This is a genomic window from Streptomyces sp. GQ60 (assembly GCF_059758875.1).
Map to the genome: position 1 here is coordinate 747,099 of NZ_JCAXEG010000002.1, position 24,892 is coordinate 771,990.

Sequence of the window (24,892 nt, forward strand, 5' to 3'; positions counted from 1 at the left end):
CACTGAGCCCTCGACAGCCCCCACGTCAAGGAGACTCCGTGCCGCCTCGCCTGCGTGCGTCGCTCCCCTGTCTGACCGCGGCCGCCTTGCTCGCCCTCGCGCTCTGCCCCGCCCCGGCGACGGCCGAGCCGACCGCGACGTCGGACACCCCCCTCGCACTCACCCCGCCCATGGGCTGGAACAACTGGGCGCACTACATGTGCGACATCGACGAGGCCAAGGTCGTGGCGAACGCGGACGCCCTCGTGGCCACCGGCCTGGCCGCCAAGGGCTACGACACCGTCACCATCGACGACTGCTGGATGACCAAGAACCGCGACGCGGACGGCAATCTGGTCGTCGACACGCAGAAGTTCCCGCACGGCATGGCCTGGCTCGGCGCGTACCTGCACGCCAGGAAGCTGAAGTTCGGCATCTACCAGGACGCCGGCTCCCTCACCTGCGAGCGCTACCCCGGAAGCGGCTCCCCCGAGGGCGGCGGCCCCGACCACTACGCCCGCGACGCCCGCCAGTTCGCCTCCTGGGAGGTGGACTTCGTCAAGATGGACGGCTGCAACCTCTGGGTGCCCGAGGGGAAGACCAAGGAACAGGCCTACCGGGACGCCTACAACTCCGTCGCCAGGGCGCTGCGCGAGAGCGGCCGGGACATGGTGCTGTCCGCCTCGGCGCCCGCCTACTTCCAGCAGGGCGAGTGGGGCGGCTCCGACTGGCACAAGGTGATCGACTGGGTCGGCGAGACCGGCCAGCTGTGGCGCGAGGGCCGGGACATCAAGGTCTACAAGCCGGCCGCGCCCGACACCTCGCGCTGGAGCTCGGTCATGGGCAACTACGGCTACAACCGCTGGCTCGGCCGCTACGCCGGCCCCGGCAACTGGAACGACCCCGACTTCCTGATCGCGGGCGCCCCCGGGCTCACCGCGGCGGAGAGCCGCAGCCAGGTCGGCCTGTGGGCCATGATGGCCGCGCCGTTCATCCTGTCCTCGCAGGTCTCCGAACTCACCCCGGCCGGGCTCGCCGCCCTCGGCAACACCGATCTGATCGCACTGGACCAGGACCCGATGGGCGTCCAGGGCGCGGTGGTCTCCTCGAACGCCACCTTCGACATCCTGGTGCGGCCGCTGGCGAACGGGGACCGCGCGGTCGCCGTGCTCAACCGGTCGGCCACCGCCCGCGACATCCGCGTACCGCTCGACGAGCTGGGGCTCGGGCCCGGCTCGTGCACCGTCGACGCGAAGAACCTGTGGACCGGCGAGACCCGCGAGCTGTCCGACACCTTGACCGGATCGCTGGCCGCCCACGACACTGGCGTCTGGCGGCTCACCCCGCGCACCGGCTGCGCCGAGGCCGTCCCCACCGGGCAGATCGCCGGCCGGGGCGCCGGCACGAGCGCCGCCTGCGCCGACGGGGCGAACACCACCGGCGTCGGCGCCGTCGTGATGGCCGCCTGTACGGGCGCACCCGACCAGCGCTGGACCCTGGGCCGGGACGGCAGCGTGCGCCTGGCCGGAGCCTGCCTGTCGGCGGGCGAGGAGGGCCTGGTGGAGCTGGCCGACTGCTCGGGCGGTCAGCGCCGCCACGAGCCGGGTCAGAGCTGGACCCCGCGCCGCGACGGGGCGCTGGTCCAGGACGCGAGCGGGCTCTGCCTGACGGCCCCGGCCCCCGCGGCGGTCCCCGTCGCACCGGGCACCCCCGCCGAGCGGCTGCGGCTGACGCCCTGCGGCGACCACCAGGTCGACCAGGCATGGGCCCTGCCGGTCTGACGGCCCGCTCCCATGGGGAAGCAGACGAGGCGTCAGACGAGTAAGCACCCACCCACCGAGCCGAGCGAGCCGGCCGCAACGCCGGAGCCGGCCGAGACGAGGACGACGCGCATGCCGGTCCCCCTCCCACCACGCGGCCGGGCCGCCCGGCGGGTGCGCCGCCGGGTCACCCTGGCCGCACTGCCCGCGGCCCTGCTGACCCTGGCGGTCGCCGGGGCGGCCCCCGGAGCGACGGGTCCCGCCCCTGGGGCGACGGCTCCTGCCGCCCAGGCCCCGGGCCAGACCCAGTCCCCCGCCCGGGCCGGCGCGGGACACGCCGCGCCGGCGCACGCGCCCCGGCCGCGGTTCTTCGACGCCACCCCCGCGCGGGCCTCCCTGCGGCGGCTGCTGCCGCGGCACGCCGACCAGTTCACGCTGGTGCCCGACGCCGGAGCCGGGCCCGACACCTTCACCGTGTCCGGCACGGCCGGCGCGATCACCGTCCGGGGTTCCACCGGCGCCACCCTGCTCACCGGGGTCGGCTGGTACCTCCAGCACGTCGCCGGCGCCGACATCGGCTGGCCCGGCGACAGCATCGGCCTGCTGCCCGCCGAACTGCCGGCCGTGCCCTCCCCGGTCACCCGCAGCGCGCAGGTGGCGCACCGGTACGCGCTGAACGACACGGACGACGGGTACAGCGGCCCGTACCGCACCTTCGAGGAGCACCAGCGGCAGATCGACCTGCTCGCGCTGCACGGCATCAACGAGGTGTTCGTGCAGGTGGGCGCCGAGTACCCGTACTACCGGGCGCTCCAGCGGTTCGGCTACAGCGCCGAGGAGCTGCGGGAGTGGATCCCGGCCCCCGGCCACCAGAGCTGGTGGCTGCTGCAGAACCTGAGCGGCTTCGGCGGCCCGGTGTCCGAGAAACTGATGCGCGGACGGGCGGAGTTGGGCGGCAAGATCGCCGAACAGCTGCGCGGCCTCGGCATGACCCCGGTACTGCCGGGCTACTTCGGGACGGTCCCGCCGGCCTTCGCCGGGCGCAACCCGGGCGCCGTGACCGTTCCGCAGGGCGACTGGGCGGGCTTCGACCGGCCCGACTGGCTGGACCCGGTCTCGCCGCCCTTCGCCCGGCTGGCCGCCGCGTACTACGCGGAGCAGCGGGCGGTGTTCGGGGACAGCACGATGTACCGGATGAGCCCGCTGCACGAGGGTGGCAAGACCGGTTCGGTGGACGTGAAGACCGCCGCCGGCGCGGTGCAGCAGGCCCTGGCGGCGGCGCATCCGGACGCACTGTGGGCGGTGCTGGGCTGGCAGGACGATCCGACCAAGGAACTCCTGGCCGGGGTGGACACCTCGAAGCTGCTGATCCTGGACGGCCTCTCCGACCGGTACAACCGGCTGGACCGCGAGACCCGTTGGGGCGGGACTCCGTACGCCATCGGCTCGATCTACAACTTCGGCGGGCACACCACGATCGGCGCCAACACCTCGGTGTGGATCGACCGGTTCCAGTCCTGGCGCGCGAAGCCCGACAGCGCGCTGACCGGCATCGCCTACCTGCCCGAGGCAACCGGGACCAACCCGGCGGCCTTCGACCTGTTCACCGACCTGGCGTGGGAGCCCGGCCCGATCGACCAGCGGAAGTGGTTCGCGGACTTCGCCGGCCGGCGGTACGGAGCCGCGGACGCCGAGGCCCGCGCGGCCTGGGAAGAGCTGCGGAAGGGCCCGTACAGCACCTCGTCGGGGCTGTGGTCGGAGTCCCAGGACAGCCTGTTCACCGCCCGGCCGAGCCTGACGGCGGCGGGATCGGCCTACTGGAGCCCCAAGGCGATGCGCTATCCGGCGGGTTCGGTGCGCCGGGCCCTGGACCACCTGCTCAAGGTGGATCCCCGGCTGCGCGGCTCCAGCGCCTACCGCTTCGACCTGGTGGACACCACCCGGCAGGCCATCGCCAACCACTCGCGGGTGCTGCTTCCCCAGATCAAGGCGGCCTACGAGGCCCGGGACCTGGCCCTGTTCCGCAAACTGATCGCCGACTGGGCTTACTGGGAAAAGCAGTTGGACGCGCTCGTCGGCTCCGATCCGAACTTCCTGCTCGGCTCCTGGCTGTCGGCGGCCCGCTCGCACGGAGCGGACGGGGCCGAACAGGACCGGTACGAGTACGACGCCCGCTCGATCCTCAGCGTGTGGGGACGGCAGAGCACCAGTGAGGGCGGCTTCCTGCACGACTACGCGAACCGCGAATGGAGCGGCCTGATCAGCGAGTTCTACGCCCGGCGCTGGTCCTCCTACTTCGCCTCGCTGGAGGAGGCGCTGGTGCGGCGCGCCGCGCCGAGGGCGATCGACTGGCACGCCTTCGAGGACGACTGGGCGCGGCTCACCACCCGCCATCCGGCCCGGCCGAGTGGTGACCCGTACGTCTTGGCGACCGGCATCGCCGCCACCCTCCCCGAGGCCAACTGACCTGCACATCGAGGCTGGTGGGGGTCCTGGACGGTCATGCCCGGCACCCTCCGGCGGGAAGTTCCCCACCCGCACGGGGGACAACCGGGCCGACTGCCCGCCGCTCTAGCGCGGCACCGGGTTCACTGAAGGACACTGCCGGAAACGGATCAGGGGCGGCCGCCGGAACCATCGTCCGGCGACCGCCCCTTCCGACGCCGCCATCGCCGGAAGGACGCCCGCCTTGTCCGAGACCGACCCGCACCGCACCAACGTGACGCTGCAGCCGCCGGCGCTCCTGGCCGGCGCGGCCACCGCGCCGGACACCGCGCCGGCCACCACACCCGCCGGTCCGACCGCCACCGGCCAACCCGACGACGGCCGGTTACGGCACGCCGCGGACCGGGAGCAGCCCCTGCGGCGCCGCTCCGATCCGTGGGAACGGCTCACCGACGGGATCGTCGAACTGCGCAAGCGCCGCCAGATCGCCGCCCCCCGCACGGCGGGCCCGGCGGATCCGGAGAGCCGCCTCGCGGCCCTGGCACGGCGGGCCGCGGAGCGGGCCGGGCACCCGCCCGCCTGAGGCCCGGCCACCCGCCCGCTCCCCCGCCCGCCCGCCGCTTCCCGCACCCGCCCGCCGCACGGACCTCCGCTTCGGAGGCACCCTGGTATCCGGGGGGATCCATCCCAGCGAGCGGGGCGGACGGTGACTCCGCATGATCCGTACGAAAGCGGGGCGGGACGGCCCCGGAAGGCGGCCGGGCCGGTACGCGCTCGGCGCCGCCGGCGGACTGCTCGCCGCCTTCGCCGGGCTCGCCCTGGCCGAGCTGGCCGCCGCGGCCGTCCGGCCCGAGGCCGCCCCGGTCACCGCCGTCGGCGGGGCCGTGGTCGACCGCACCCCGGCCGCCGTCAAGGAGTGGGCGGTCCGCCAGTTCGGTACGGACGACAAGCTGGTCCTGACCCTGGGCATCGGCGCCGTGCTGGCCGCCGTGGCGATCGCCGCCGGGCGCCATGGACCGGCGCGGCTTCGGTCGCCTCGCCGTGGCCACCCTGGCCCTCTCGGCCGGGGCCGGGTACGCCGGGCGGCGGCTGGGCGCCTTCGGAGACGCGGGAGCCACGGCCTCGCGGGCCGGGCTCGTCCTTCCGCCGCCCGCCGTGCCGGCCCCGCCCGTACCGGCCGGGGCGGACCTGCGGATCCCCGGAACCACCCGCTTCATCACTCCCAACCGGGACTTCTACCGGGTGGACACGGCGCTGGTCGTCCCGCGCGTGGACGCGGACACCTGGCGGCTGCGCGTGCACGGGGACGGGGTATCCCGACCCCTCGACCTCGGCCTACGGGAGCTGCTCGCCCGGCCCCTGGTCGAGCACGACGCCACCCTCACCTGCGTGTCGAACGAGGTCGGCGGCCCGTACGCGGGCAATGCCCGCTGGCTGGGAGTGCGGCTCGCCGACCTGCTCCGCGAGGCGGGGGTGCGACCGCCGTCGCAGGGCGGCCCCGCCGACCAGCTCCTGGCGCGCTCGGTGGACGGGATGACCCTCGGCACCCCGGTCGAGGCCGTGATGGACGGCCGGGAGGCGCTGCTGGCCGTGGGGATGAACGGCGAGCCGCTCCCCTTCCGGCACGGTTTCCCCGTCCGGATGATCGTGCCGGGCCTGTACGGGTACGTCTCCGCGTGCAAGTGGCTGCGCGAGCTGCGGCTGACCACCTTCGACGCGTACGACGCGTACTGGGTGCGCCGGTCCTGGGCGCGGCGGGCCCCGGTCAAGACCCAGTCGCGCATCGACACCCCGCGCCCCTTCGCCGAGGTCGGGGCGGGCCGGGTGGCCGTCGCGGGAGTGGCGTGGGCGCCGCACCGGGGCATCGCGCGGGTCGAGGTACGGGTGGACGCGGGCCCGTGGCGGGAGGCCCGGCTCGGCTCGGCGGACGGGGACGACACCTGGCGCCAGTGGGTGTGGCTCTGGCAGGCGGCTCCGGGCGGGCACACCCTGGAGGTCCGCGCCACGGACCGCACCGGCGCCGTGCAGACGGGGGAACGCACCGGAACCGTCCCCGACGGGGCCACCGGATGGCATGCGGTGACGGTCCGGGTACGGCCTTAGGGCGTCCCTTCCGGGTCGGACCGGGTCAGCAGGCGACGGCCGGGCCCTCGACGGCCGGGCCCTCCGCGGGGCAGACCATGGCGGCCGGGCCGGCCAGGGCGCGGGCCTCGTGGAGGAGGCCGGGCGGGGTGGCGGCGCTGAGGGTCCAGATGACGGCGCCGCTACCGGGCTGCTCCGGGACGGCCGCGAACCGTTCCCTCAGGTCGGCCTCGGCGGTCTCCGGACAAGGGAGGTGCAGCGTCTCGTAGCGCACCGGGGCGGTGTCCACGGGGAGGATCCCGATCCGGCGGGGACCACCACCGGGGCCCGGGTCCGCGGCGGGGCCTTCGATCAGCAGCTCGGTGAAACCGCGGCCGCCCGCCTCGCCGGGGCCGCGGGCGTGCGTGTTGCCCGGGTAGACCGCGAAGGCGCCGGCGCCGGGGACGAGCCGGTGGTGGACGTGGCCCAGCGCCCAGTAGTCGTATCCGGCGCGGGCCAGCGTCCGCGGGTCGGCCGGTGCGCAGATCCGGCGGCTCCAGGCACCGTGCAGGCTGGTGTGCAGGAGTCCTATGTTGACCGCGCCGGGGATCGCGCGGGGGAATCCCGCCGCCAGGTCGCGGCGCTCGTCGGGCTCCGCCACCGACTGGCCGTGGACGGTGATGCCGAGGTCGGGCCAGGTCACCGATTCGGGGGCGTCCGCGCCGAGCCACAGCACCGACGGCGGGAGGTTCAGCTTGTGCGGCAGCGGGGTCTCGGCGTCGTGGTTGCCCGAGACCACCACCGTGCGCAGGCCCGCCTCGTGGAAGGCTCCGAGCGCGTCCTGGCAGGCGGCCAGCGCCCGGGCGTCGGCGTGGCGGCGGTCGAAGACGTCCCCGGCGATGAGCACCGCGTCGTAGCCGCCTCCGACGATGCGGCGCACGGCCGCGCGCAGGGCCTCGTACGGGGCTTCGCGCCGGTCTATCGCGGGCGCCCCGGGGTACTCCGCCAGGCCGCGCAGTGCGGACCCTATGTGCAGGTCGGCCAAGTGGGCCACGCGTATCGGCGCGGCCGCGGGGGTGTTCACCGGCCGAGGATGAGGTCGGTCTTGAAGGCGTCCCGCTCCAGCAGCCAGCCCTCGGCGCGGAGCTTGCCCATCAGGTCGGCACGCAGCTGGACCGCGTCACGCAGGGTGCGGCCCTTGGCGGTGATCTCGGTGAACCACGTCAGCTCGCCGGAGGCGGTCCGCAGCCTGCTGACTTGCGTCTCCATCGCGTGATCGAGCATCCGGCCAGGATAGTTGGCCTGTCTTACGGGACCGTGGAGCCGAGATGACGCGGTGACCGACTCAGCCCAACCGGCAGGTTTCGCACCCCATTTGGAGAGCTTTCCGGGGAGGCGGTCCAGGACGAGGGCGCGGGAGGCGTCCAGTCCGGGGAGTTCTCCGGGGGCCAGGCCCGGGACCGGTCGGCACTTCTTGTTGGTGAAGTCGAGGGTGGCGCGGGTGTGGCTGAGGTTGACCTGGACGGAGTAATTGCCGTCGCCCACACAGAAGTTGTGCCCGGAGGCCCGGTCCATCACGCGCCGCACCGCGGCCGGGTCCGCACCGTCGCCCTCGATGTCGAAGCGGGCCTTGTAGGCGAGGCGGATCCGGTTCTCGTCGTCGTGGCGCCGGATGCGGACGATCCAGCCCTGCCCGTTCAGGCTGCGCCCGGCGTCGTCCATGTACTGGGCGACCTCCAGGCGGCCGGGCGCGCCGAGCGACAGCGCCGCGGCCGCTGCGGCCGTGGGCCGGCCGTCCGCGTCGAGCACCCGGTCCGGATCGACCAGCAGCTTGACCTGGTAGCCCGCGCGCGACGGCGCCACCGGCGACATCCCGGCCCGCACTCCGGAGCGAATCCGGCGACTCGTCGCTTTCTGCGTTTTCTGCAGTTTTCGCATATCCCCGTCGATCATGCCTCATACGACACCAGCCCGCCCGAAAGCCCCGGAACCGCGCAGGTGAACAGGCGGTGAATCTACCCCAGGACCAAGGTCCCGACCTGTACGGTCTTCCGGCCCCCCGGTTCGGGATCTTCGACCGCTCGTTCACGCCAGACGAAGATCGTAGATTGTGAATGCATTCACAAGATCTCGGTGGCGGACGAAGGCGCACGTCATGGCCACTCTACTCACCCCTTCCCACAAGATCCCCGGTCCCGGCGGGCCGGCCGGCGCGGCCGGAGGCGAGAGCCGGGGTGAGAGGGGCCCCACACGCCGTCGGCGGCATCGGTCATCAGCGGCGGCTCGCCGACCGGGGGGTCCTGCCGCACGGAACGAAGGGCCCCTTCGCGCACACCTTCGACTCGGTAACCCGCACCGGCCGGCTTGACCTGATCTTCGTGCAACCACTTCGGGCTCGACCGGGCGTGGCGCCGGGCCCGGGTCCGACACCGTGCGCGCCGCCCCCTCCCCGGGGCGGTGCGCATCGTAGATTTGGCCTAATGTCCGGAATTCCCCATCATTCCGGCGCAATTCCGTCGCACGTCAGGAGCCGGCGCAGTGGAGCTGACCAGTACGTCGTTCCTCGTCACGCTGATCGTCGCCACCGGGCTGGCGATGCTCGCCGCGCTGCTCCTGTGGAACCGGATCCCCGGACCGGGCTGGGTGCGCTGGCCGGCCCGGGTGCTGATGATCGGCGTGTGCCAGCTCACCGCCATCTGCGTGGTGGCCACCTGGATCAACGGGAGCTACGGCCTCTACTCCTCGTGGGACGACCTGCTGGGCACCGACACCGGGCAGAACGACGCCGCCATGACCGGGCCGCCGCTGGGGCGGGCCAAGTTCACCCTCGGCGGCGACGGCACCCGCACCACGTACTTCCGCGGCTCCCACTCGAAGCTCGCCGGCCAGGTGATCGTGTGGACTCCCCCGGAGTACGACGCACCGGGCGCGGACAAGAGCCGCTTCCCCGTGCTGATGTTGCTGCACGGCTACCCGGGCTCGCCCCGCTCCTGGCTCGACGTCGGCGACATGCCCGGAGCGCTGGAGCAGCTCGTCCAGCTCGGTGCGGCGCACCCCTTCATCCTGGTGATCCCGGACCTGTACCCAGGCGGGGTGAACACCGACTGCACGGACACCCCGCAGCGGAAGGTGGCGACCTGGCTCGCGGAGGACGTGCCGGATCTGGTCGCCAAGAACTTCCGCACGCTCCCCGAGCCCCGGGGCTGGGGGCTGATGGGCATCTCCACCGGGGCCTTCTGCGCGGCCAAGCTGCCGCTCCAGTACCCGAAGGCGTTCCGGGCGGGCGCGGCCCTGGACCCGGATCCGCTGACCGGGGACCCCGAGGTGCTGTCCGATCCCGTGCTGCGCGAACGCAACAGCCCCATGTGGCTGGTCCAGCAGGCGAAGCACGACAAGAACACGGACGTCGGACTGTTCCTGGCCACGTCCGCGCAGGACAAGGACAGCCCGCCGCAGCAGCTCGCCGACTTCGCCAAGGCGGCCCAGAGCTCGGGAGTCCGTGTCAAGACCCTGGTCCGTCCGCAGGGCGGACACAACTTCCAGACCTGGACCGCGATGTACCCCGACGCGCTGGGGTGGCTGAGTACGGAGATCTCACCGCCGGGCGAAGCCCCGTAGGCGGACCGGAAGCGACTCCACGCTGTTGCCGATGAAGCTGCGCTGGTGCGGGAGTTCGGCCTCGGGGACCGCCAGGTCCAGGTCCGGGAAGCGGGTGAAGAGGGCTTCCAGGGCGATGGCGGCTTCCAGCCGGGCGAGCGGGGCCCCGACGCAGTAGTGGGCGCCGTGTCCGAAGGAGAGGTGGCGGGCCGCGGTGGGGCGGGTCAGGTCGAAGCGGTCGGCGTCGGGGCCGTGGAAAGACTCGTCGCGGCCGGCCGCCGTGTATCCGGCGAGGACCGGGGTGCCCTGCGGGATCACCGTCCGGCCGATGGTCAGGTCTCGGGTCGGGTAGCGGAACGGGAACCAGCTGATCGGGCCGTCGAAGCGCAGGGTCTCGTCGATCACGTCCGACCAGGTGGCCTTGGAGTCCAGCACCAGCGCGAGCTGGTCGCGGTGGGTGCACAGGGCCCGTACGGCGTTGCTGATCAGGTTGAGCGTGGTCTCGTGGCCCGCGACCAGCATCAGCCGCATGGTGCCGGTGAGTTCGGCCTCGCTGAGCCGGTCTCCGCCGGCGTCGCGGGCGGCTATCAGCGCGCTCGTCAGGTCGTCGCCCGGATCGGCCCGGCGGGTGGCGGCGATGGTGGCGATCAGCTCGCCGAGCTCGCGCACGGCCGCCATGACCTCGGCCGGGTCGGCGTCGGTGGCGACGATGACGGTGTTGGACAGCTCGTGCAGCCGGCCCCGGTGTTCGGGGTTCACGCCGAGGAGCTCGCAGATCACGCTCATCGGGAGCGGGAGCGCGAAGTGCGTGCGCAGGTCAGCCACGCCGTCGGGGGACGCCGTCGCCGCCCGGTCCAGGTCGGCCAGCAGCTCCGCCGTCAGTTCCTCGATCCGGGGGCGCAGCCGCTCCACCTGGCGGACCGTGAAGGCGTTGCCCACCAGGGAGCGCAGCCGGCGGTGGTCGGCGTCGTCCGCGGTGTGCATGCCCTGGGCGTTGGCGAAGACGCGCAGCGGCCAGTCCCGGGCGATGGTGCCGTCGTGCAGGGCGGGGAAGTGCCGGGCGCCCTTGGCCGCATCGGGGTGGGCCAGGAACTCCTTCAGCGCCTCGTGACCGAGGACGACCGCGCCGGGCACCCCGCCGGGGAGCACCACGTCGGCCACGGCGCCCCGGGCGCGCAGCCGGGCGTTGAGGGCGTGCGGGCAGCCGCCGGCGGGGTCGATGACGTGCGGGGGCGGGGGTGTGGGTTCGGGCGGTGGTGTGGGTTCGGGCGGGGACGCTTGCTCGGACGGGTGCGTGGAAGCGTGTGCCCGCGCGGGATCGGTGGACAAGCCGGTCTCCTGACCATACGAACGGATCTCGGTCAACAGTGCGGCCTCGCCGGGCGGTTGTTCAAGACCGCGCCCGCCCCGTCTCGGGAAACCGCAGGCGCGCCGCACCGCCCCCGCCGCGCGAAGGCGTCGTAGGGTCGCGGTCATGGCGGAGGCAGAGCGGACTCTCGAAGGCAAGGTCGCCCTGGTGGCCGGGGCGACCCGGGGCGCGGGCCGGGGCATCGCGGTCGAGTTGGGGGCACGGGGCGCGACCGTGTACGTGAGCGGGCGCAGTACGCGGGGCAGGCGCTCGGAGTACGACCGGCCCGAGACGATCGAGGAGACGGCCGAGCTGGTCACGGCGGCGGGCGGACGGGGGATCGCGGTGGTCGCCGACCACCTGATCCCCGATCAGGTGGCCTCCCTGGTCGGGCGGATCGACTCCGAGCGGGGCCGTCTCGACGTGCTGGTGAACGACATCTGGGGCGGCGAGCTGCTCTTCGAGTGGGAGAGCACGGTCTGGGAGCACGACCTGGACAAGGGGCTGCGGCTGTTGCGCCTGGCCGTGGAGACGCACGCGGTGACCAGCCACTACGCGCTCCCGCTGCTGCTGCGCGAGCCGGGCGGGCTGGTGGTGGAGATGACCGACGGCACGGCGGAGTACAACGCGACCCGCTACCGCGTCTCCTTCTTCTACGACATCGCCAAGTCGGCGGTGCTGCGCATGGCGTTCGCGCTCGGACACGAGGTGGGACCGCGCGGGGCGACGGCGGTGGCGCTGACCCCGGGCTGGCTCCGGTCGGAGATGATGCTCGACACCTTCGGTGTCACCGAGGCGAATTGGCGGGACGCACTGACGACCGTCCCGCACTTCGGCATCTCCGAGACCCCGCTCTACGTCGGCCGCGCGGTCGCGGCCCTGGCCGCAGACCCGGAACTGTCCCGCTGGAACGGGCAGTCGCTCTCCAGCGGGCAGCTCGCCCGGGTCTACGGCTTCACGGACGTGGACGGCAGCCGGCCGGACGCCTGGCGGTACATGGTCGAGGTACAGGACCCCGGCCTCCCGGCGGACCCCACCGGCTACCGGTAGGGGGCGCCTTCGGGCCGGGCACGATCCGAAAGAGACGGCCGGGGCCCCGTCAGCCCCGCTCCAGCAGCCGGGCGATCCCGTCGAGGACGCAGCGCAGGCCGAAGTCCCACACGGTCTCGGGGCTGTACCCGCCGACCGCGCTGCCGACCCGCCCGGCGAGGGGGTACTTCTCCGGGTCCATGGCCCGCGCCAGCAGCGGGGCGCTGAGCTCCCACCACTCCTGATCGCTCTGGCGGGCGTTGTGCGCGGCGGTGTCTGCGGCGGCCAGGGCCTGCGCGTGGACGAAGCCGAGGAGGTGGGTCAGGGCGGCGTCCATCTCCACGTCGGTGAGGCCGATGCCGTCGAAGGCCGCGAGTTCGTGCTCGTACTTGCCGATCACGCCGGGGCCCAGCGGGGGACGGGTGACGGCCAGCTCGCCGATCCACGGATGCCGCAGGAACAGCGCGCGGTTCTCCTCGGCGACGCGGGCGACCCGCTCCCGCCAGGGCACGTCCGGGCCCGGCTCGCCCCGGTCCATGGCCAGGTACGCGGCGTCCAGCATCAGGTCGAGCAGCTCGGCCTTGCCGGGGACGTAGGTGTAGAGGGTCATGGGGGTGACCCCCAGCCGCTGGGCCAGCGCCCGCATCGTCAGCGCGGCCAGCCCCGACCGCCCCTCGCCCGCCGCCTCGCAGGCGAGCGCGATCGCGCCGTCGACGACGGCGTCGACGGTCAGCCCCTGCCGGGGTCCGCGCCGCCCGCTGGGCGCCCCCTGCCCCGGCTCGCGCCACAGCAGCTCCAGCGTGCGGACGGGGTCTCCCGCGCCGCTCCGGTCCATGGCCACTCCCGACCCCTTTCCGCCGCCCTCCGGCAGCCGCCCACGTAACTTTCTACACCGTATAGAATACTGTGTATAATGAAACTCTGAGCCCACGACACCAGGAGGACCCCATGCGGATCACCAGCACCGCCATCTGTCTCACCGTCGAGGACGTCACCGCCTCTTCCGCGTTCCTGGCCGGGCACTTCGGATTCGAGGAAACGATGGCCGCCGACGGCTTCGCCTCGCTCTCCCACCCCGACGGCCCGAACGTGGTCTTCGTCCGGCGCGGCCTGGAAGTGCTCCCGGAGGGGCTGCGCGACGAGCGTGCCGCCGGGGTGCTGCTCGCGTTCACCGTGGCCGACCTGCCCGCCGAGTACGAGCGGCTGCGCGCCGAGGGCGTCCCGATCGTCATGGAGCCGCGCGTGGAGCCCTGGGGCGAGCGCGTGTTCCTGGTGTCCGACCCCAACGGCGTGATCATCGAACTGGTCGACTGGGTGGAGACCCCCGGCGCCACGGGGGACGCCTCGGCGGACCCTTCGGGCACGGCGGACGCGGCAGCGCCGGTCGGCGCGGCGGACACCGGCACCGGCACCGCCGCCGCGCTCTGACACCGCCCCCGCCCCGCGGGCGGGTTCACCCCGCGGCGGTCCCGGTGCCGTCCCCGGCGAGCGGGGCGAAGAAGCGGGCCACGTCCTGCTCGGTGACCTCGCCGAGGGTGGCCGGGGACCAGCGCGGGTTGCGGTCCTTGTCGACGACCTGCGCCCGGATGCCCTCCACCAGGTCCGGCGAGGCCAGCGCATTGCAGGAAACGCGGAACTCCTGTTCCAGCACCTGCTCCAGCCCGCCGAGCGCGGCGGCCCGGCGCACCGCCTCCAGGGTCACCTTCAGGGCCGTCGGGGATTTGGCGAGGATCGTCTCGGCGGCCTCCTTGGCGGCCGGCTCCCCGTATGCGAGCAGCCGGTCCACGATCTCCTCGACCGTGGCGGCCGCGTAGCAGTGGTCGATCCAGTCCCGCCGGTCGGCCAGCACCCCCGGCCCGGGCGCGGCGGCGTACCGCGTCAGCACCTCGCGGGCCGGGGCTCCGGCGAGCTCGGCGGTCAGTGCCGGCAGCCGCTCGGCGGGTACGAAGTGGTCGGCGAGTCCGCACAGCAGCGCGTCGGCGGCGCCCACGGCGGAGCCGGTGAGGGCCAGATGGGTGCCGAGCAGGCCCGGGGCGCGGGCCAGCAGGTGGGTGCCGCCGACGTCCGGGACGAAGCCGATGCCGGTTTCGGGCATGGCGACGCGGGAGCGTTCGGTGACCACGCGAACGCTGCCGTGGGCGGACACGCCGACTCCGCCACCCATCACGATGCCGTCCATGAGGGCCACGTAGGGCTTGGGATAGCGGGCGATGTACGCGTTGAGCCGGTACTCGTCGCGCCAGAAGGCGGCCGAGTCACCCGTCCCGGCCTTGGCGTCGTCGTGGATGGCCCGGATGTCCCCGCCGGCGCACAGCCCCCGCTCGCCCGCCCCGCGGATGAGCACCTGCTCCACGCCCGGATCCCGCTCCCAGCCGGTCAGGGCCTCGGTGATGCGCAGCACCATGGGGTGGGTGAGGGCGTTGAGGGCCCTGGGCCGGTTGAGGGTGATCACTCCGGTGCGGCCTTCGACGGCGCACAGGACGGTGTCGGAGGTGCCGGTGTCGGGGGTGTCGGCTTCGGTCTTCACGCCGTCCAGTATGGACGGCGCGTACCACGGCCTACGCCGGGTCCGCGCCGGAGAGCGCGGCGACGTAGCCGGACAGGGCCGTCGCCGTGGCGGACAGCGGGAAGCGGGCGCCGAGGTAGCCGTCCGGGCGTACGAGGAATCCGGTCGGGCCGTCGGCGCCGTACAGCCGGGCGAACTCCCCCGCGGCGTCCCGGTATCCGGGGACGGGCAGGCCGACGGACGCGTCGGCCGCGGCCTCGCGGGCGAGGACGGCCAAGGTCCGCGGGCCGGCGGCGTCGCCGTCCGCGCCGCCCGCACCGCCCGCCGCCAGGGCCGGGCCCGCGACCCGGGCCTGGTCGGCGGCCTCCGCCAAGGCCGGGCCGTCGGCCCCGTACAGGAGCACCACGTGGCCGGCCGGGCCGCGCAGGACGTCGAGCAGCCGTGACGGGTAGGCGGCGATCGGCAGGGTCAACCCGGTGCAGTCCGGGGCCCGTTCGCCGGGCTGTGGTGCGTCGGCCGGGCCGAACGGACGCCCCGCGAGCGGTCCGTCGCGGTAGCCGACGAGCAGTTGGGCCTCGCGGAGCAGTATGGTCCGCGGATCGTCCGTTTCGCTCTCCATGCCCTGGGTCGCGTGCCGTACGGTCCGGCCGACGACCTCCTCGCCGACGGGCCTGCGTTCGGCGTCGTAGCTCGCGAGCAGGGCGGGCCCGGCCGACTCCCGGAGGGTGAGCGCGAGCTTCCAGGCCAGGTTGCAGGCGTCCTGGATCCCTGTGTTCATGCCCTGGGCACCGGTGGGCGGGTGGATGTGGGCGGCGTCGCCCGCGACGAAGACGCGCCCGTCGCCGTACCGGTCGACGATGCGGTGGCTGATGCGGAAGACGGAGGACCAGCGCATGCCGGAGACCGTGGCCGGGGCGGGGGCGAGGCGGTCGACGACGGCCTGGATGTGGGACAGCTCGGGGACCCGGCCCCCCTCCAGTCCGTGCAGCACGCCGTCGCCCGCTCCGGGCCCCCCTGCCGATCCCCCTGCCGATCCCCTTGCCGCGCCCTCGGACGGTTGCGCGGAGAGTTCGGGCGGGACCCGCATGGACATGCGGTAGCGTCCCCGGCCCGGCAGCGGGACGCACACCAGCACGTCGTCGGTGGAGCCGTCGGCGCCCTGGTGCACGGACCGCAGGCCGTACCCGTCGGGCAGGTCCCAGTCGCTCACGACGTCGGCCAGCATGTACTCCTCAGCGAAGGCCCCGCCCTCGTAGGAGAGGCCGAGGCTCTTGCGCACGGTGCTGTGCGCTCCGTCGCAGCCGATGAGGTAGCCGGTGCGCAGCTCCTCCTCGCCGCCGGACGCGGTGCGCAGGAGGCTGGTGACGCCGCCCGCGGTCCCGTCCCCGTCCTGCGTGAACGACAGCAGTTCGGTGCCGCGTTCGATGACCGTGCCCAGCGTCGCGAGGTGTTCTTCGAGGATGCGCTCGGTCTCGTACTGCGGCAGCGCGGCGAAACGGTACGGCACTTCGGGGGGCAGGCCGAGCTCGATCCGGGCGCGCTCGGTGCCGTTGACGTAGATCAGTTGGCCGCGCAGGGGCGCGGCGGCCTCCATGACGGTGCGGGCCAGGCCCATCCGGTCCCAGATCTCCAGGGTGCGCGGCTGGATGCCGACCGCCTTCGCGTACGGGAGGCGGGCCTGCAGCCGGTCGACGAGGCGGCAGCGCACGCCGTGCCGGCGCAGTTCCACGGCCGCGCTGAGGCCGACCGGACCGGCGCCCGCGATGAGTACGTCGGTCCTCGGGGTGTGCGCCATGGGTTCCTCCCAACCGCCCGGCCCCGAACCGGTCTCCTCCCACCATGCTGACCCGGCGGGACGCGTACGGCCAGGCGAAGGGTCAGCCCACCTTGCCGTGCGTACCCGGGGTGTGGCCGAAGGCCCGGCGGAAGACGTCGATGAACGCGCTCGCCGAGGACCAGCCGCAGCGGTGCGCGACCGCCGTCACGGGCGTGTCGACCGCCAGCAGCCGCAGCGCGTGGTGCAGGCGCAGCTGGGTCCGCCACTGCGGAAAGGTCATGCCCAGCTCGGCGCGGAACAGCCGGCTCAGGGTCCGCTCCCCCGCCCCGGCCCCGGCCTGCGCGGAGAGTTCCGCCAGCCCGCGCGGATCCGCCGGGTCGGCGTGCAGCAGCGCGCACACCGCGGCCAGCCGGGGATCGGAGGGAGCGGGCAGGTGCAGCGGCTGGAGCGGCGAGGCCCTCAGCTGGTCGAGCAGCACCGCCAGAATCCGGCGCCGCTCGGCGCTGCCGTCCTGCGGTGCCCGGGTGTAGGCGAGGATCAGCTCGCGCAGCAGGGGGCCCACGGCGAGCACGGCCGGCGCGGAGAGGGAGAGCGGGTTGAGGCGGGTGGGCAGGCCCACGGAGTGCAGGTCGACGCGGCCGAAGGCCCGGTGCTCGTGTACGGTCCCGGCGGGGATCCACAGGGCGCGGGTGGTCGGGGCCACCCAGGTGCCGGCGTCGGTGGTGACGGACAGCACGCCGGAGCCCGCGTAGCAGATCTGGTGGTCGTCGTGGCGGTGCGGATCGATGCCGTGGTGGGTGTCGAGTTCCCGGATGCTCGTCGCTGCGCGCGGGGTGTGGCGGATTTTCTGCATCACCCGGCAATTTATCGGAAGCGGGCCACCGTCGGCGAGAGCGATTCTCGACCGGTGACCTCGATGAAACCGACCCCGACCCCGATACCGCCGATACCGGCGCCCACGCCGACCTCGGCGCCGTCCCCGACCCCGTCCCCGACCCGGCTCCGTACGGCCGCCTTCGCCGCGGGCCACTCGTGCGTGGACGTCTACCAGGGCGCCGTCGCCGCACTCGTCCCGTTCCTCGTCGCCGAGCGCTCGTACGGGTACGCCGCCGCGTCCGCCATCGTGCTGGCCGCCTCGCTGCTCTCCTCCGTGGTCCAGCCGCTGTTCGGGGCGCTCACCGACCGGTGGCCGATGCCCTGGCTGATCCCGCTGGCCACCGCCGCGGCCGGGCTGGGCGTGGCACTGGTCGGACTCGACGCCGGGTACGCGGCCACCCTCGCCGCCGTCGCCCTGTCCGGGCTGGGCGTCGCCGCCTACCACCCGGCGGCCGCCAGGCTGGTCCGTACGGTGGGCGGGCCCGGGCACGGGGCGATGAGCTGGTTCGCGCTCGGCGGCAACGTCGGCTTCGCGTGCGCCCCGCTGCTGGTCGTCGGCGCGCTGGCGCTGCCGGGCCCGGCGGGGTGGTGGCTGCTGGCCGCCCCGGCGGCGCTGGGCGTCGTCCTCAACCGGCCGCCCTCCGCGAAGCGTTCGGCCGTGCACCGGGCGGCGGCCGCCCCGCCCCCGGCCCCGGCGCGGCACCCGCGCGACGACGGGCGGGCCTTCCTGCGGCTCTCCCTGGTGGTCGTCGTGCGCTCGGTGGTCTTCACCGGCCTGAGCACCTTCATCGCGCTGTACGTCCGTGAGCGCGGCGGCGGCGAGACCGCCGGCGCCGTTGCCCTGTTCGCCCTCTTCGCCGGGAGCGCCGGCGGCACCCTCCTCGGCGGCCGGCTGGCCGCCCGCTGGGGCCGTGTCACCACCGTCCACCGCGCCTACGCGGCGGTGGTTCCGGCCGTCGCGGGCATCCTCTTCCTGCCGCTGCCGCTGGTGTACGTCTGCGCGGCGCTGGCCGCCACCGCGCTGTACGTTCCGTTCTCCCTCCAAGTCACCCTGGGACAGGACTACTTGCCGACCCGCATGGGCACGGCGAGCGGGGTCACCCTGGGGCTGACCGTCAGCGTGGGCGGCCTCGCGAGCCCCCTCATCGGCGCGGCGGCCGACGCCGCCTCGCTGCGCACGGCCCTGCTCCCGCTGGCCGCGCTCCCCCTGCTGGCCTGGGCCCTGGCCCAGCGCCTGCCGGAGCCCGCGGAGCCGGATCCCGCGGAGCCGGAGCTCACTGCGGCCCGAGGGTGACGGCGGCCTCCCGGGGGCTGGAGCGGTGGGCCCGCCAGGCGGCCAGGGCCTGCGGGCGGGTGCCCTCGGGGTGGCGGGCGTGCCAGTCCCTGAGGAACCGGTTCAGCTCGAACTGGGTCCCGATCTCCTGGGGTCGCGACGCCTCCGCCCGGGTGGCGTGCCAGTGCGCGACCGCCTCGGCGAGGGTGCGTCCCGCGCCCTGGGCGACGTAATCCCGCATGAAGGCGTCGAAGTGGAAGCCGGGCCCGATCTCCCGGACGAAGAACTCCCGCAGCACCTGGCTGCACCGCTGCCCCGGCGGGATCACGCTGGCACCGTCCACGGGTGCGGCGAGCTGCCGGCCCGCACCGCGGGCGGGACGGCCGGCGGCCGGAGCCGGGAGCCCGTCCAGCGCGGCGGCGATCCGCGCCGTGACCGCCGCCTTCCCGCCTCCGGCCGGAAGGCCCATCCGGCGTGCCAGCGCGGTGAGTTCGGCCAGCGTCCAGTACCAGCGGGCCAGCTCCGCCCCGCTCAGCTCCGGACTCGGAGCGGGCCGCACTTCGCCTTCATTCGCACTCATGTTCCCATCTTAGGCTCCTCACCGCCCGCGTCGCCGCCCGCGCCCGCGCGGGGTCAACCCTCCGCAGCCTTGCGGCGCTCGCGGCCCCGCAGGACGTCCAGGGCGAAGAACCTCGGGACCGCCGCGCCGAGCCCGTCCAGGCCGGCGAACCCCCGGCGGGCCATTTCGACCTCCGGGGAGGTGCCGTGCCCCTTCCAGTGGCGCAGGAAGAGCTTCGCGCACATCGACGGCGGCGGGACCACGAGCTTGGGCCGGGTCTCCTCGGCTGCCGCGTCGGCCCGGACGACGAGAGTGCACCACTCTTCCCAGCGCTCGGAGTCCCGCAAGCGCGCCAGGACCGCCGGACGCCAGTCGACCGACTGCCACACCGGCCACACCCGCACCATGAGGAGCCGGATCCGGTCGGCGACGGGCAGCCCGTCCCGCTCCTGTTCCGTGAACCAGCGGGCGAGGGAGTCCGGCAGCGGCGACCGGCCGTCGAGCCCGAGTTTGGCCCGTGCGTACCCTTCGAGGGTCATGCCCCGGGCGCCGGCGAGCTCCTCCAGGAGGCCCGTCAGCACCTCCTCGTGCAGCGCGGGGTAGCCCGCGTCGAAGAGCCGGGCGGCGTCCAGGACGTCGAGGTCCGACATCCACCGGCCGGGAGCGTGCTCCCGGCGGGTCCGGCGGACCAGGGACTGGGTCCGGCTGATGCCGGTGAAGGGCACCTCGGGCGCCACCGGACCGGGGGTCACGGCGCCCCGGCTCGCGATCGCGCGCAGCGCCGCCATGGCGTCGAGCCGTTTGAGGTCCCAGACGCCCGAGGCGATCATCTCCTCCAGCGTCCGCAGGGAGTCGTGGTCCTGCTCGTCGAGCGCTTGCTCGATGTCCTTCCAGCCCCGGTGCGTGAAGGGCAGCGCCGCGGCCGCCGCCACGATCCGGCGGCCGGCCTCGGGCGGGATCAGGTCGGTCTCCGCGCCCTCCGCGCAGCCGTAGCGGAGGTTCACCAGGGCCACGGTCTGCGCCGGGTACCCCATCTCGGCCGGGCCGTGCAGGACCCCCACCTCGTCGTCCCCGTCGATCTCGCCCGAGGCGTACAGGGTGAAGACGGCGCCGAGGCCCCGCATGCCGCAGGGGGCGAGTTCCGCGGCCCGCAGTGCGCCCATGCTCGCGGTGCCGATCACCTCCGAACCCTCGGTGAGCACCTGGAGGATCTCCTTGTGGCCGACGGAGCGCCGTTCCCGGAAGTAGCCGTCGACGACCACGACCACGTCTCCCGGGCGCCACCGCTCCGCGAGGAGGTCGCCCCGGCCCGCGGGCGGCCGTACGTCCGCCTCCGGGAGCACCGCGTGGACGTCGGCGGCCGAGATCGTCGGCCCCGCGTAGACGATCACCCTGGGCCCGCTCGCCCTGGACCCGCTCAGGCCGGAGCCGTTCACGCTGGACCCGTTCACGCTGGACCCGTTCACTACAGCACCTCCGGGCATACGCGGCTCCCCGGAGCCACGACCTTGACGACCGGGACCCCGATCTCCTCGCGCGTCAGGTCGACGAGGAGGGGCGGATGGGAGAAGGCGGCGGCCGCCCGGCGCACCACGTCGGCGAGGGCGCCGGCCAGACTCTCGTGCGGAACGGGATCCTCTACGAGGCCCCTGATGTCGGCGGCCGCCGGGCCGGACCGCGCGCTCCGCAGTCGGCCGGTGTCCGCCTGCCCGAAGTCCTCCCGGAGGTCGTCCCGGGCACCCGAGATGTAGGCGAGCCGGGCCTGGGCCGCTTCGGAAACGGCGCGGGTAAGGGCGATCTCGGGGCTGAGGTGGCAGCCGAAGCCGAACATCGGCGCCGGGTACTCCTCGCTGGCCACCCAGGACAGGAAGCACGGCAGGCCGGTGGGCGACGGGACGTGGCGGACCTCCAGGGTGACGTCGGCCCGTTCGATCAGCGTGCACAGCTCGTCGGCCGCCGGCGACCCCAGGGAGCGCGGGTCGACGCGTACGCCCATCTCTCCGCCCCGCGTGACCGCGGCCGTCATCGCGTCGCGCTCGATGACCTCGCAGAGCGCGTGCAGAGCGGCTTCGATCCGGGTGTTCCCACTGGCCAGGCCGTTCGTCGACTCGAAGAACACCGGCGGGTGCCAGTCGGTGTGCTCCTCCAGCGTCAGCCGGACGACGTTCACGGGGACGAAGGTCCGCGCTCCGTCGACCAGCGATCTGGCCGCCACCCAGTCCAGCGGCAGCCCCTCGTGCAGCAGGCTCGGCGCGGAGGGCGGCAACGCGGCCACCCCGTAACCCAGTTGCGTACGGAGCTGGCGGGGGGTGGCGGTCAGTGCGGGTGGGGCGGGCTGTTCCACGTGCCAGGTCTCGACCGACTCCATCACCGCGGAGAGCCTGGCCAGTTCGGGGGTCATCCCCTTGCCCTGGGAAACGGCGAGCGTCCTGGAGAGCGGCCGGATCGCCTGGAAGGTGGGGATGCCGATGGAGTCGAGCCGGGTGATGTCCGCGACCCGGGTGACGCCCACCCTGGCCGCCGCTCTGGTCGCCATCTCCCAGGTGGCTCGTGGTGGTTGGGCTCGGTCCGTGCCCGGCAGGCGGAGCACGGAGCGGTCCGCCGGTGTGGCGAGCCAGGCCAGGGGCGCGTCCTCGGTCTGCGCGGGGTCGCCGGTCTGTACGGTGTCCTCGGTCTGCACGGTGGGGAGCTCCTGCGGGTCAGAGGTTCCGGGTGCGCCGCAACAGCGCCCGTCCGGCTACGAAGTTGGCGACGATCGCGACGACGGCGAGCACCACCAGCGAGGGCCAGGCCTTGCCCAGGCCGAAGATCGCGGCGTCGCGCATGCCGGTGACGGCGTACGACACCGGATTCACCGTCGATATCCACCGGAGCACGGTGGGGAGTTGCTGCGCGGTGGACAGCGAGGGCGCGGCGAAGACGAGGACGGGCACCGACACGCTGGTGAGCACCATGAAGGTGCGGTAGTCGCGGATCAGGACGGCCGCCGCGAGGTACATCCCGTTGAACGCCACCGACGACAGCACCAGCGCCAGCAGGAGCCAGATCCAGTGGGACGCGTGGAACGGGTAGTCGAAGAGGACCGCGGCGACGGCCAGGGCCAGCAGGCTCTGGGCCAGCACGAGCGTGACCCCGGCCAGCAGTTTGCCGGCCAGGAACCGCGAGCGGCGCAGCGGCCAGCTCCAGAGCTGGGTCGACACCCCGCTCATCTCCTCCTGGAACATCGCCATGCCCGTCGTCCCGGAGGCGCTGACCACCGACATGGCCAGCACCATGGGGAGCAGGAAGACCGCGAAGGGGAGGGTTTCGCCGCGGTAGGTGATGTTCCCGACGACGTTGCCCAGCGAGGTGTTGACCAGGAGCAGGTAGACGAGCATGGGGGTCAGGCCGAGGATGAGGTTGACCCTGTTGCGGGCGAGGAGCGCGTACTCGCGGTAGAACACGGCGGTGAAGTCCGCCGGCTTCCCCGACGGGACCGGTGCGGTGGTCTTGAATCCCAGGTCGGCCACGGTCTCAGCCCTCGTTCCCGGTCATGCGCAGGAAGACCTGCTCCAGCGAGTCGGTGACGGTGGAGATTCCGGAGATCGCGACCCCGGAGTCGTGGCAGTGCCGGGAGAGTTGCGGCAGCACGTCCCGGACCTGAGCGTTCTCGATGCGCACCTCGGCGTCCTGCGCCGTCGCGGCCAGTCCGGCCGTGGCCGCCCACTCCTTGACGACCTTGGCCGCGACCGCGTCGTCGACGCTGACCAGCAGGTGCGCTCCACCGAACTCCCGGACCAGCTCGCTGGGTTCGGCGAAGCGGACCACCTTGCCCTTGTTGATGACCAGGACCCGCTGGGCGTTGCGCTCCAACTCCTGGATGATGTGGCTGGTCCAGATCACGGTCATGCCGAACTCCTCGCGGAGCCACCGGACGAAGCGCTCGATCTCGTGCCGGCCGGCCACGTCCAGTCCGGCCGAGGGCTCGTCGAGGATGAGGAGTTCGGGGATGGTCAGCAGGGCCCGTACGAGCTGCAGCCGCTGACGCTGTCCGCCGGACAGCTGGAAGACGAGCCGGGACAGGTGGTCACCCAGACCGAGGTACTCAGCCACCTCCATCGCCCAGGGGCGGGTGGTGCGCCAGGACAGACCCTTGAAGCGGGTGGCGATCAGCAGGTTGTCCAGGGCGGAGAGCATCTCGTCGTAAGGGGCGGACTGGTGCATCGCGCCGATGCCGCTCTTGGCGGCGACCGGGTCGCGGGCCGGGTCCACGCCGAACACCCGGATCCGCCCGGTGGTGGGAGGGGTGACGCCGCAGATCATCTTCATCAGGGTGGTCTTTCCGGCACCGTTGGGTCCCAGCAGCCCGATGGTCTCGCCTTTGGCGATGTCGAACGAAATACGGTCGACTGCCGGCGTCTCTTTCCCGCGGTAACGCTTGGTCAGTTCCTCGGCGTTCACCACACCATTCGCCACGGTCCGCCCTCCGCAATGTGATCGATGTTCCTCTTGGTGTTTCTCCCGCTCGCGTTTCTCCGGTTGGAGTTTCTCCGGTTCGCGATTCTCGGGGACTTCCGATCGGGTTGCTGCGGCTGGACGTTACGCCCGCGGAACGGCACGGAAGCGGCCGCCGCTCAAGCTGCCGGGGAACTGCCTCCGTTCTGCCGCCTCCTGCACGGCCTCGTTGGCTAACATTCGCAGCATGAGCCGTTCGGGACAGGCGGAAGACCGCGACGGCCAATCCGTTGTGGTTCTGGTGAATTGCGCGGGCGGCCGTGAATTGGAGGTCGTTCGCGATGCTTTGACGGGGCCTCTGGAAACTCCGGCGATACTGATCCGGCAGGACGAACTCACGTCGACGTCCATGGTTCTCGATGTGGACACCGGCCTGCTGGACATCGCCGGGCGCCGGGTCCGGCCGGCCGTGGTCTGGGTGCGGCACGGTTCGGCCTGCGCCCTGCTGGCGCAGGCCAGGCCCGCGGGTTCGATGACTCCGCTGCGGGCGGAAACCTGGTCCGGGTTCCTCCGGCAGGTGGCCTCCACGGCGGGCGCCGGGCTTCCCGGCGGCACGGTCGTCGGGCCGGGCCAGCTCGTGGAAGCACGCAGGCTGGGCGTGCGGACGCCCCGTACGGTCGTCACCAACGACGTGGCGGCGGGCGCGCGCGAGGTGGGGGCGGCGGCCCTCGTCGTCAAGACTCCGGACTTCCGGCTGTTCGAGCCGGACCGGCGGAACTGGAAGGCCTGCCTGCCCTCGGTCGTGGGCCGGGAGGCGGTGGAACAGGGCCCCGGACCGGCCCCGGGCGCCCGTGGAGAGCGCCCGGTCGTGGTCCAGGAGTACGTGGCGCACGCCCGTGAGCTGCGCGTCTATCACCTCGACGGCGGGATCTGCGCCTTCGAGGTCCGCAAGCCCGATCCGTCGAGCCTGCTGACGGATCCCGACAGCGTCACCGTGACGCGCGTCGACTGCCCCCACCCCGCGGCCGAGGCGGTACGCACCCTGTGCGCCGCGTGGAACCTGCGCTACGGGGCGTTCGACCTGCTCGTGTCCGACACCGGGGAGCCGGTGTTCCTGGAGGCCAACCCGGACGGGGACTGGCTCTGGTTCGAACGCAAGGCGCGCTGGCACGGCGTCTCGTTCATGGCCGCCGTCATGGTCCGTGAGCTGTTCGTACGCAGTACGTCGTGAGGAGTGCGCCGTGAGGA

At 73.6% G+C, this 24,892-nt stretch carries 20 protein-coding genes and 1 pseudogene; 9 read left to right on the forward strand and 12 right to left on the reverse strand.

The annotated features are described in order from the left end of the window. Positions 1-38 precede the first annotated feature (38 nt). The 4 genes and pseudogenes from AC6CKD_RS08470 (at position 39) to AC6CKD_RS08485 (ending at position 6,287) form a co-directional block, all read left to right on the forward strand. On the forward strand, positions 39-1,760 hold the full coding sequence (locus AC6CKD_RS08470; protein WP_498326207.1) for a ricin-type beta-trefoil lectin domain protein: 1,722 nt from the start codon (positions 39-41) through the stop codon (positions 1,758-1,760). A 111-nt stretch (positions 1,761-1,871) separates the two neighbouring features. Next, positions 1,872-4,205 carry an alpha-N-acetylglucosaminidase gene (locus tag AC6CKD_RS08475; protein ID WP_498326208.1) on the forward strand — a complete coding sequence of 778 codons (2,334 nt, stop codon included), beginning with the start codon at positions 1,872-1,874 and terminating at the stop codon, positions 4,203-4,205. Positions 4,206-4,428: 223 nt separating this feature from the next. After that, positions 4,429-4,767: a hypothetical protein gene (locus AC6CKD_RS08480; RefSeq protein WP_498326209.1), complete on the forward strand. Its 339-nt coding sequence runs from the start codon at positions 4,429-4,431 to the stop codon at positions 4,765-4,767. 133 nt (positions 4,768-4,900) lie between these two features. Further along, positions 4,901-6,287 (forward strand): annotated as a pseudogene (locus AC6CKD_RS08485) (molybdopterin-dependent oxidoreductase). A 25-nt stretch (positions 6,288-6,312) separates the two neighbouring features. Here AC6CKD_RS08485 and AC6CKD_RS08490 read toward each other — a convergent pair. Together AC6CKD_RS08490 and AC6CKD_RS08495 are read right to left on the reverse strand one after the other, a co-directional pair. Then, the gene (locus AC6CKD_RS08490; RefSeq protein WP_498326210.1) at positions 6,313-7,329 is read right to left on the reverse strand and encodes a metallophosphoesterase family protein; all 1,017 of its coding nucleotides are present in this window, start codon (positions 7,327-7,329) and stop codon (positions 6,313-6,315) included. Further along, complete coding sequence (locus AC6CKD_RS08495) at positions 7,326-8,108, reverse strand: hypothetical protein (protein ID WP_498326212.1); 783 nt, start codon at positions 8,106-8,108, stop codon at positions 7,326-7,328. Before AC6CKD_RS08495 ends, AC6CKD_RS08490 begins: the two co-directional genes overlap by 4 nt. 675 nt (positions 8,109-8,783) lie before the next feature. On the opposite strand from AC6CKD_RS08495, the gene AC6CKD_RS08500 reads away from it, so the two are divergent. After that, a complete protein-coding gene (locus AC6CKD_RS08500) occupies positions 8,784-9,863 on the forward strand; it encodes an alpha/beta hydrolase (protein WP_498326213.1) in 1,080 nt (359 codons plus the stop codon). Here the strand turns inward: AC6CKD_RS08500 and AC6CKD_RS08505 are convergent. Next, positions 9,840-11,063, reverse strand: a complete 1,224-nt coding sequence (locus tag AC6CKD_RS08505) for a cytochrome P450 family protein (RefSeq protein ID WP_498326306.1) — start codon at positions 11,061-11,063, stop codon at positions 9,840-9,842. The genes AC6CKD_RS08500 and AC6CKD_RS08505 overlap by 24 nt on opposite strands. A gap of 253 nt (positions 11,064-11,316) precedes the next feature. On the opposite strand from AC6CKD_RS08505, the gene AC6CKD_RS08510 reads away from it, so the two are divergent. Next, positions 11,317-12,240, forward strand: a complete 924-nt coding sequence (locus tag AC6CKD_RS08510) for an SDR family oxidoreductase (RefSeq protein ID WP_498326215.1) — start codon at positions 11,317-11,319, stop codon at positions 12,238-12,240. A gap of 49 nt (positions 12,241-12,289) precedes the next feature. Here AC6CKD_RS08510 and AC6CKD_RS08515 read toward each other — a convergent pair whose 3' ends face one another. Further along, entirely contained in the window at positions 12,290-13,060 is a 771-nt protein-coding gene (locus AC6CKD_RS08515) for a TetR/AcrR family transcriptional regulator (protein ID WP_498326216.1), read from the reverse strand. A 107-nt stretch (positions 13,061-13,167) separates the two neighbouring features. Here AC6CKD_RS08515 and AC6CKD_RS08520 point away from each other — a divergent pair, with 107 nt between their 5' ends. Beyond that, positions 13,168-13,647, forward strand: coding sequence for a VOC family protein (locus tag AC6CKD_RS08520; RefSeq protein ID WP_498326218.1), 480 nt, complete (start codon positions 13,168-13,170; stop codon positions 13,645-13,647). Positions 13,648-13,672: 25 nt separating this feature from the next. On the opposite strand, the gene AC6CKD_RS08525 is transcribed toward AC6CKD_RS08520, so the two are convergent. The 3 genes from AC6CKD_RS08525 to AC6CKD_RS08535 form a co-directional block, all read right to left on the reverse strand. Continuing rightward, a complete protein-coding gene (locus tag AC6CKD_RS08525; protein ID WP_498326220.1) occupies positions 13,673-14,746 on the reverse strand; it encodes an enoyl-CoA hydratase/isomerase family protein in 1,074 nt (357 codons plus the stop codon). A 31-nt stretch (positions 14,747-14,777) separates the two neighbouring features. Continuing rightward, on the reverse strand, positions 14,778-16,520 hold the full coding sequence (locus AC6CKD_RS08530) for an FAD-dependent monooxygenase (protein WP_498326221.1): 1,743 nt from the start codon (positions 16,518-16,520) through the stop codon (positions 14,778-14,780). 82 nt (positions 16,521-16,602) lie between these two features. Continuing rightward, positions 16,603-17,355 (reverse strand): AraC family transcriptional regulator, encoded by a 753-nt coding sequence (locus AC6CKD_RS08535; protein WP_498326222.1) that lies wholly within the window; start codon positions 17,353-17,355, stop codon positions 16,603-16,605. A 63-nt stretch (positions 17,356-17,418) separates the two neighbouring features. Between AC6CKD_RS08535 and AC6CKD_RS08540 the strand changes: the two genes are divergently transcribed. Continuing rightward, positions 17,419-18,672, forward strand: coding sequence for an MFS transporter (locus tag AC6CKD_RS08540; protein WP_498326308.1), 1,254 nt, complete (start codon positions 17,419-17,421; stop codon positions 18,670-18,672). Here AC6CKD_RS08540 and AC6CKD_RS08545 read toward each other — a convergent pair. The 5 genes from AC6CKD_RS08545 to AC6CKD_RS08565 are packed head-to-tail and all read right to left on the reverse strand — an operon-like array spanning position 18,653 to position 23,665. Continuing rightward, the gene (locus tag AC6CKD_RS08545; RefSeq protein WP_498326224.1) at positions 18,653-19,231 is read right to left on the reverse strand and encodes a DUF6434 domain-containing protein; all 579 of its coding nucleotides are present in this window, start codon (positions 19,229-19,231) and stop codon (positions 18,653-18,655) included. The genes AC6CKD_RS08540 and AC6CKD_RS08545 overlap by 20 nt on opposite strands. A gap of 53 nt (positions 19,232-19,284) precedes the next feature. Further along, positions 19,285-20,676 (reverse strand): TfuA-like protein, encoded by a 1,392-nt coding sequence (locus AC6CKD_RS08550; RefSeq protein ID WP_498326225.1) that lies wholly within the window; start codon positions 20,674-20,676, stop codon positions 19,285-19,287. Next, positions 20,676-21,890, reverse strand: a complete 1,215-nt coding sequence (locus tag AC6CKD_RS08555) for a YcaO-like family protein (protein ID WP_498326227.1) — start codon at positions 21,888-21,890, stop codon at positions 20,676-20,678. The genes AC6CKD_RS08550 and AC6CKD_RS08555 overlap by 1 nt, the downstream gene beginning before the upstream one ends. Positions 21,891-21,909: 19 nt before the next feature. Continuing rightward, entirely contained in the window at positions 21,910-22,719 is an 810-nt protein-coding gene (locus AC6CKD_RS08560) for an ABC transporter permease (protein WP_498326228.1), read from the reverse strand. 4 nt (positions 22,720-22,723) lie between these two features. Next, positions 22,724-23,665: an ABC transporter ATP-binding protein gene (locus AC6CKD_RS08565; protein ID WP_498326230.1), complete on the reverse strand. Its 942-nt coding sequence runs from the start codon at positions 23,663-23,665 to the stop codon at positions 22,724-22,726. 388 nt (positions 23,666-24,053) lie between these two features. Here AC6CKD_RS08565 and AC6CKD_RS08570 point away from each other — a divergent pair, with 388 nt between their 5' ends. After that, entirely contained in the window at positions 24,054-24,875 is an 822-nt protein-coding gene (locus tag AC6CKD_RS08570) for an MvdC/MvdD family ATP grasp protein (RefSeq protein WP_498326231.1), read from the forward strand. Positions 24,876-24,892 lie beyond the last annotated feature (17 nt).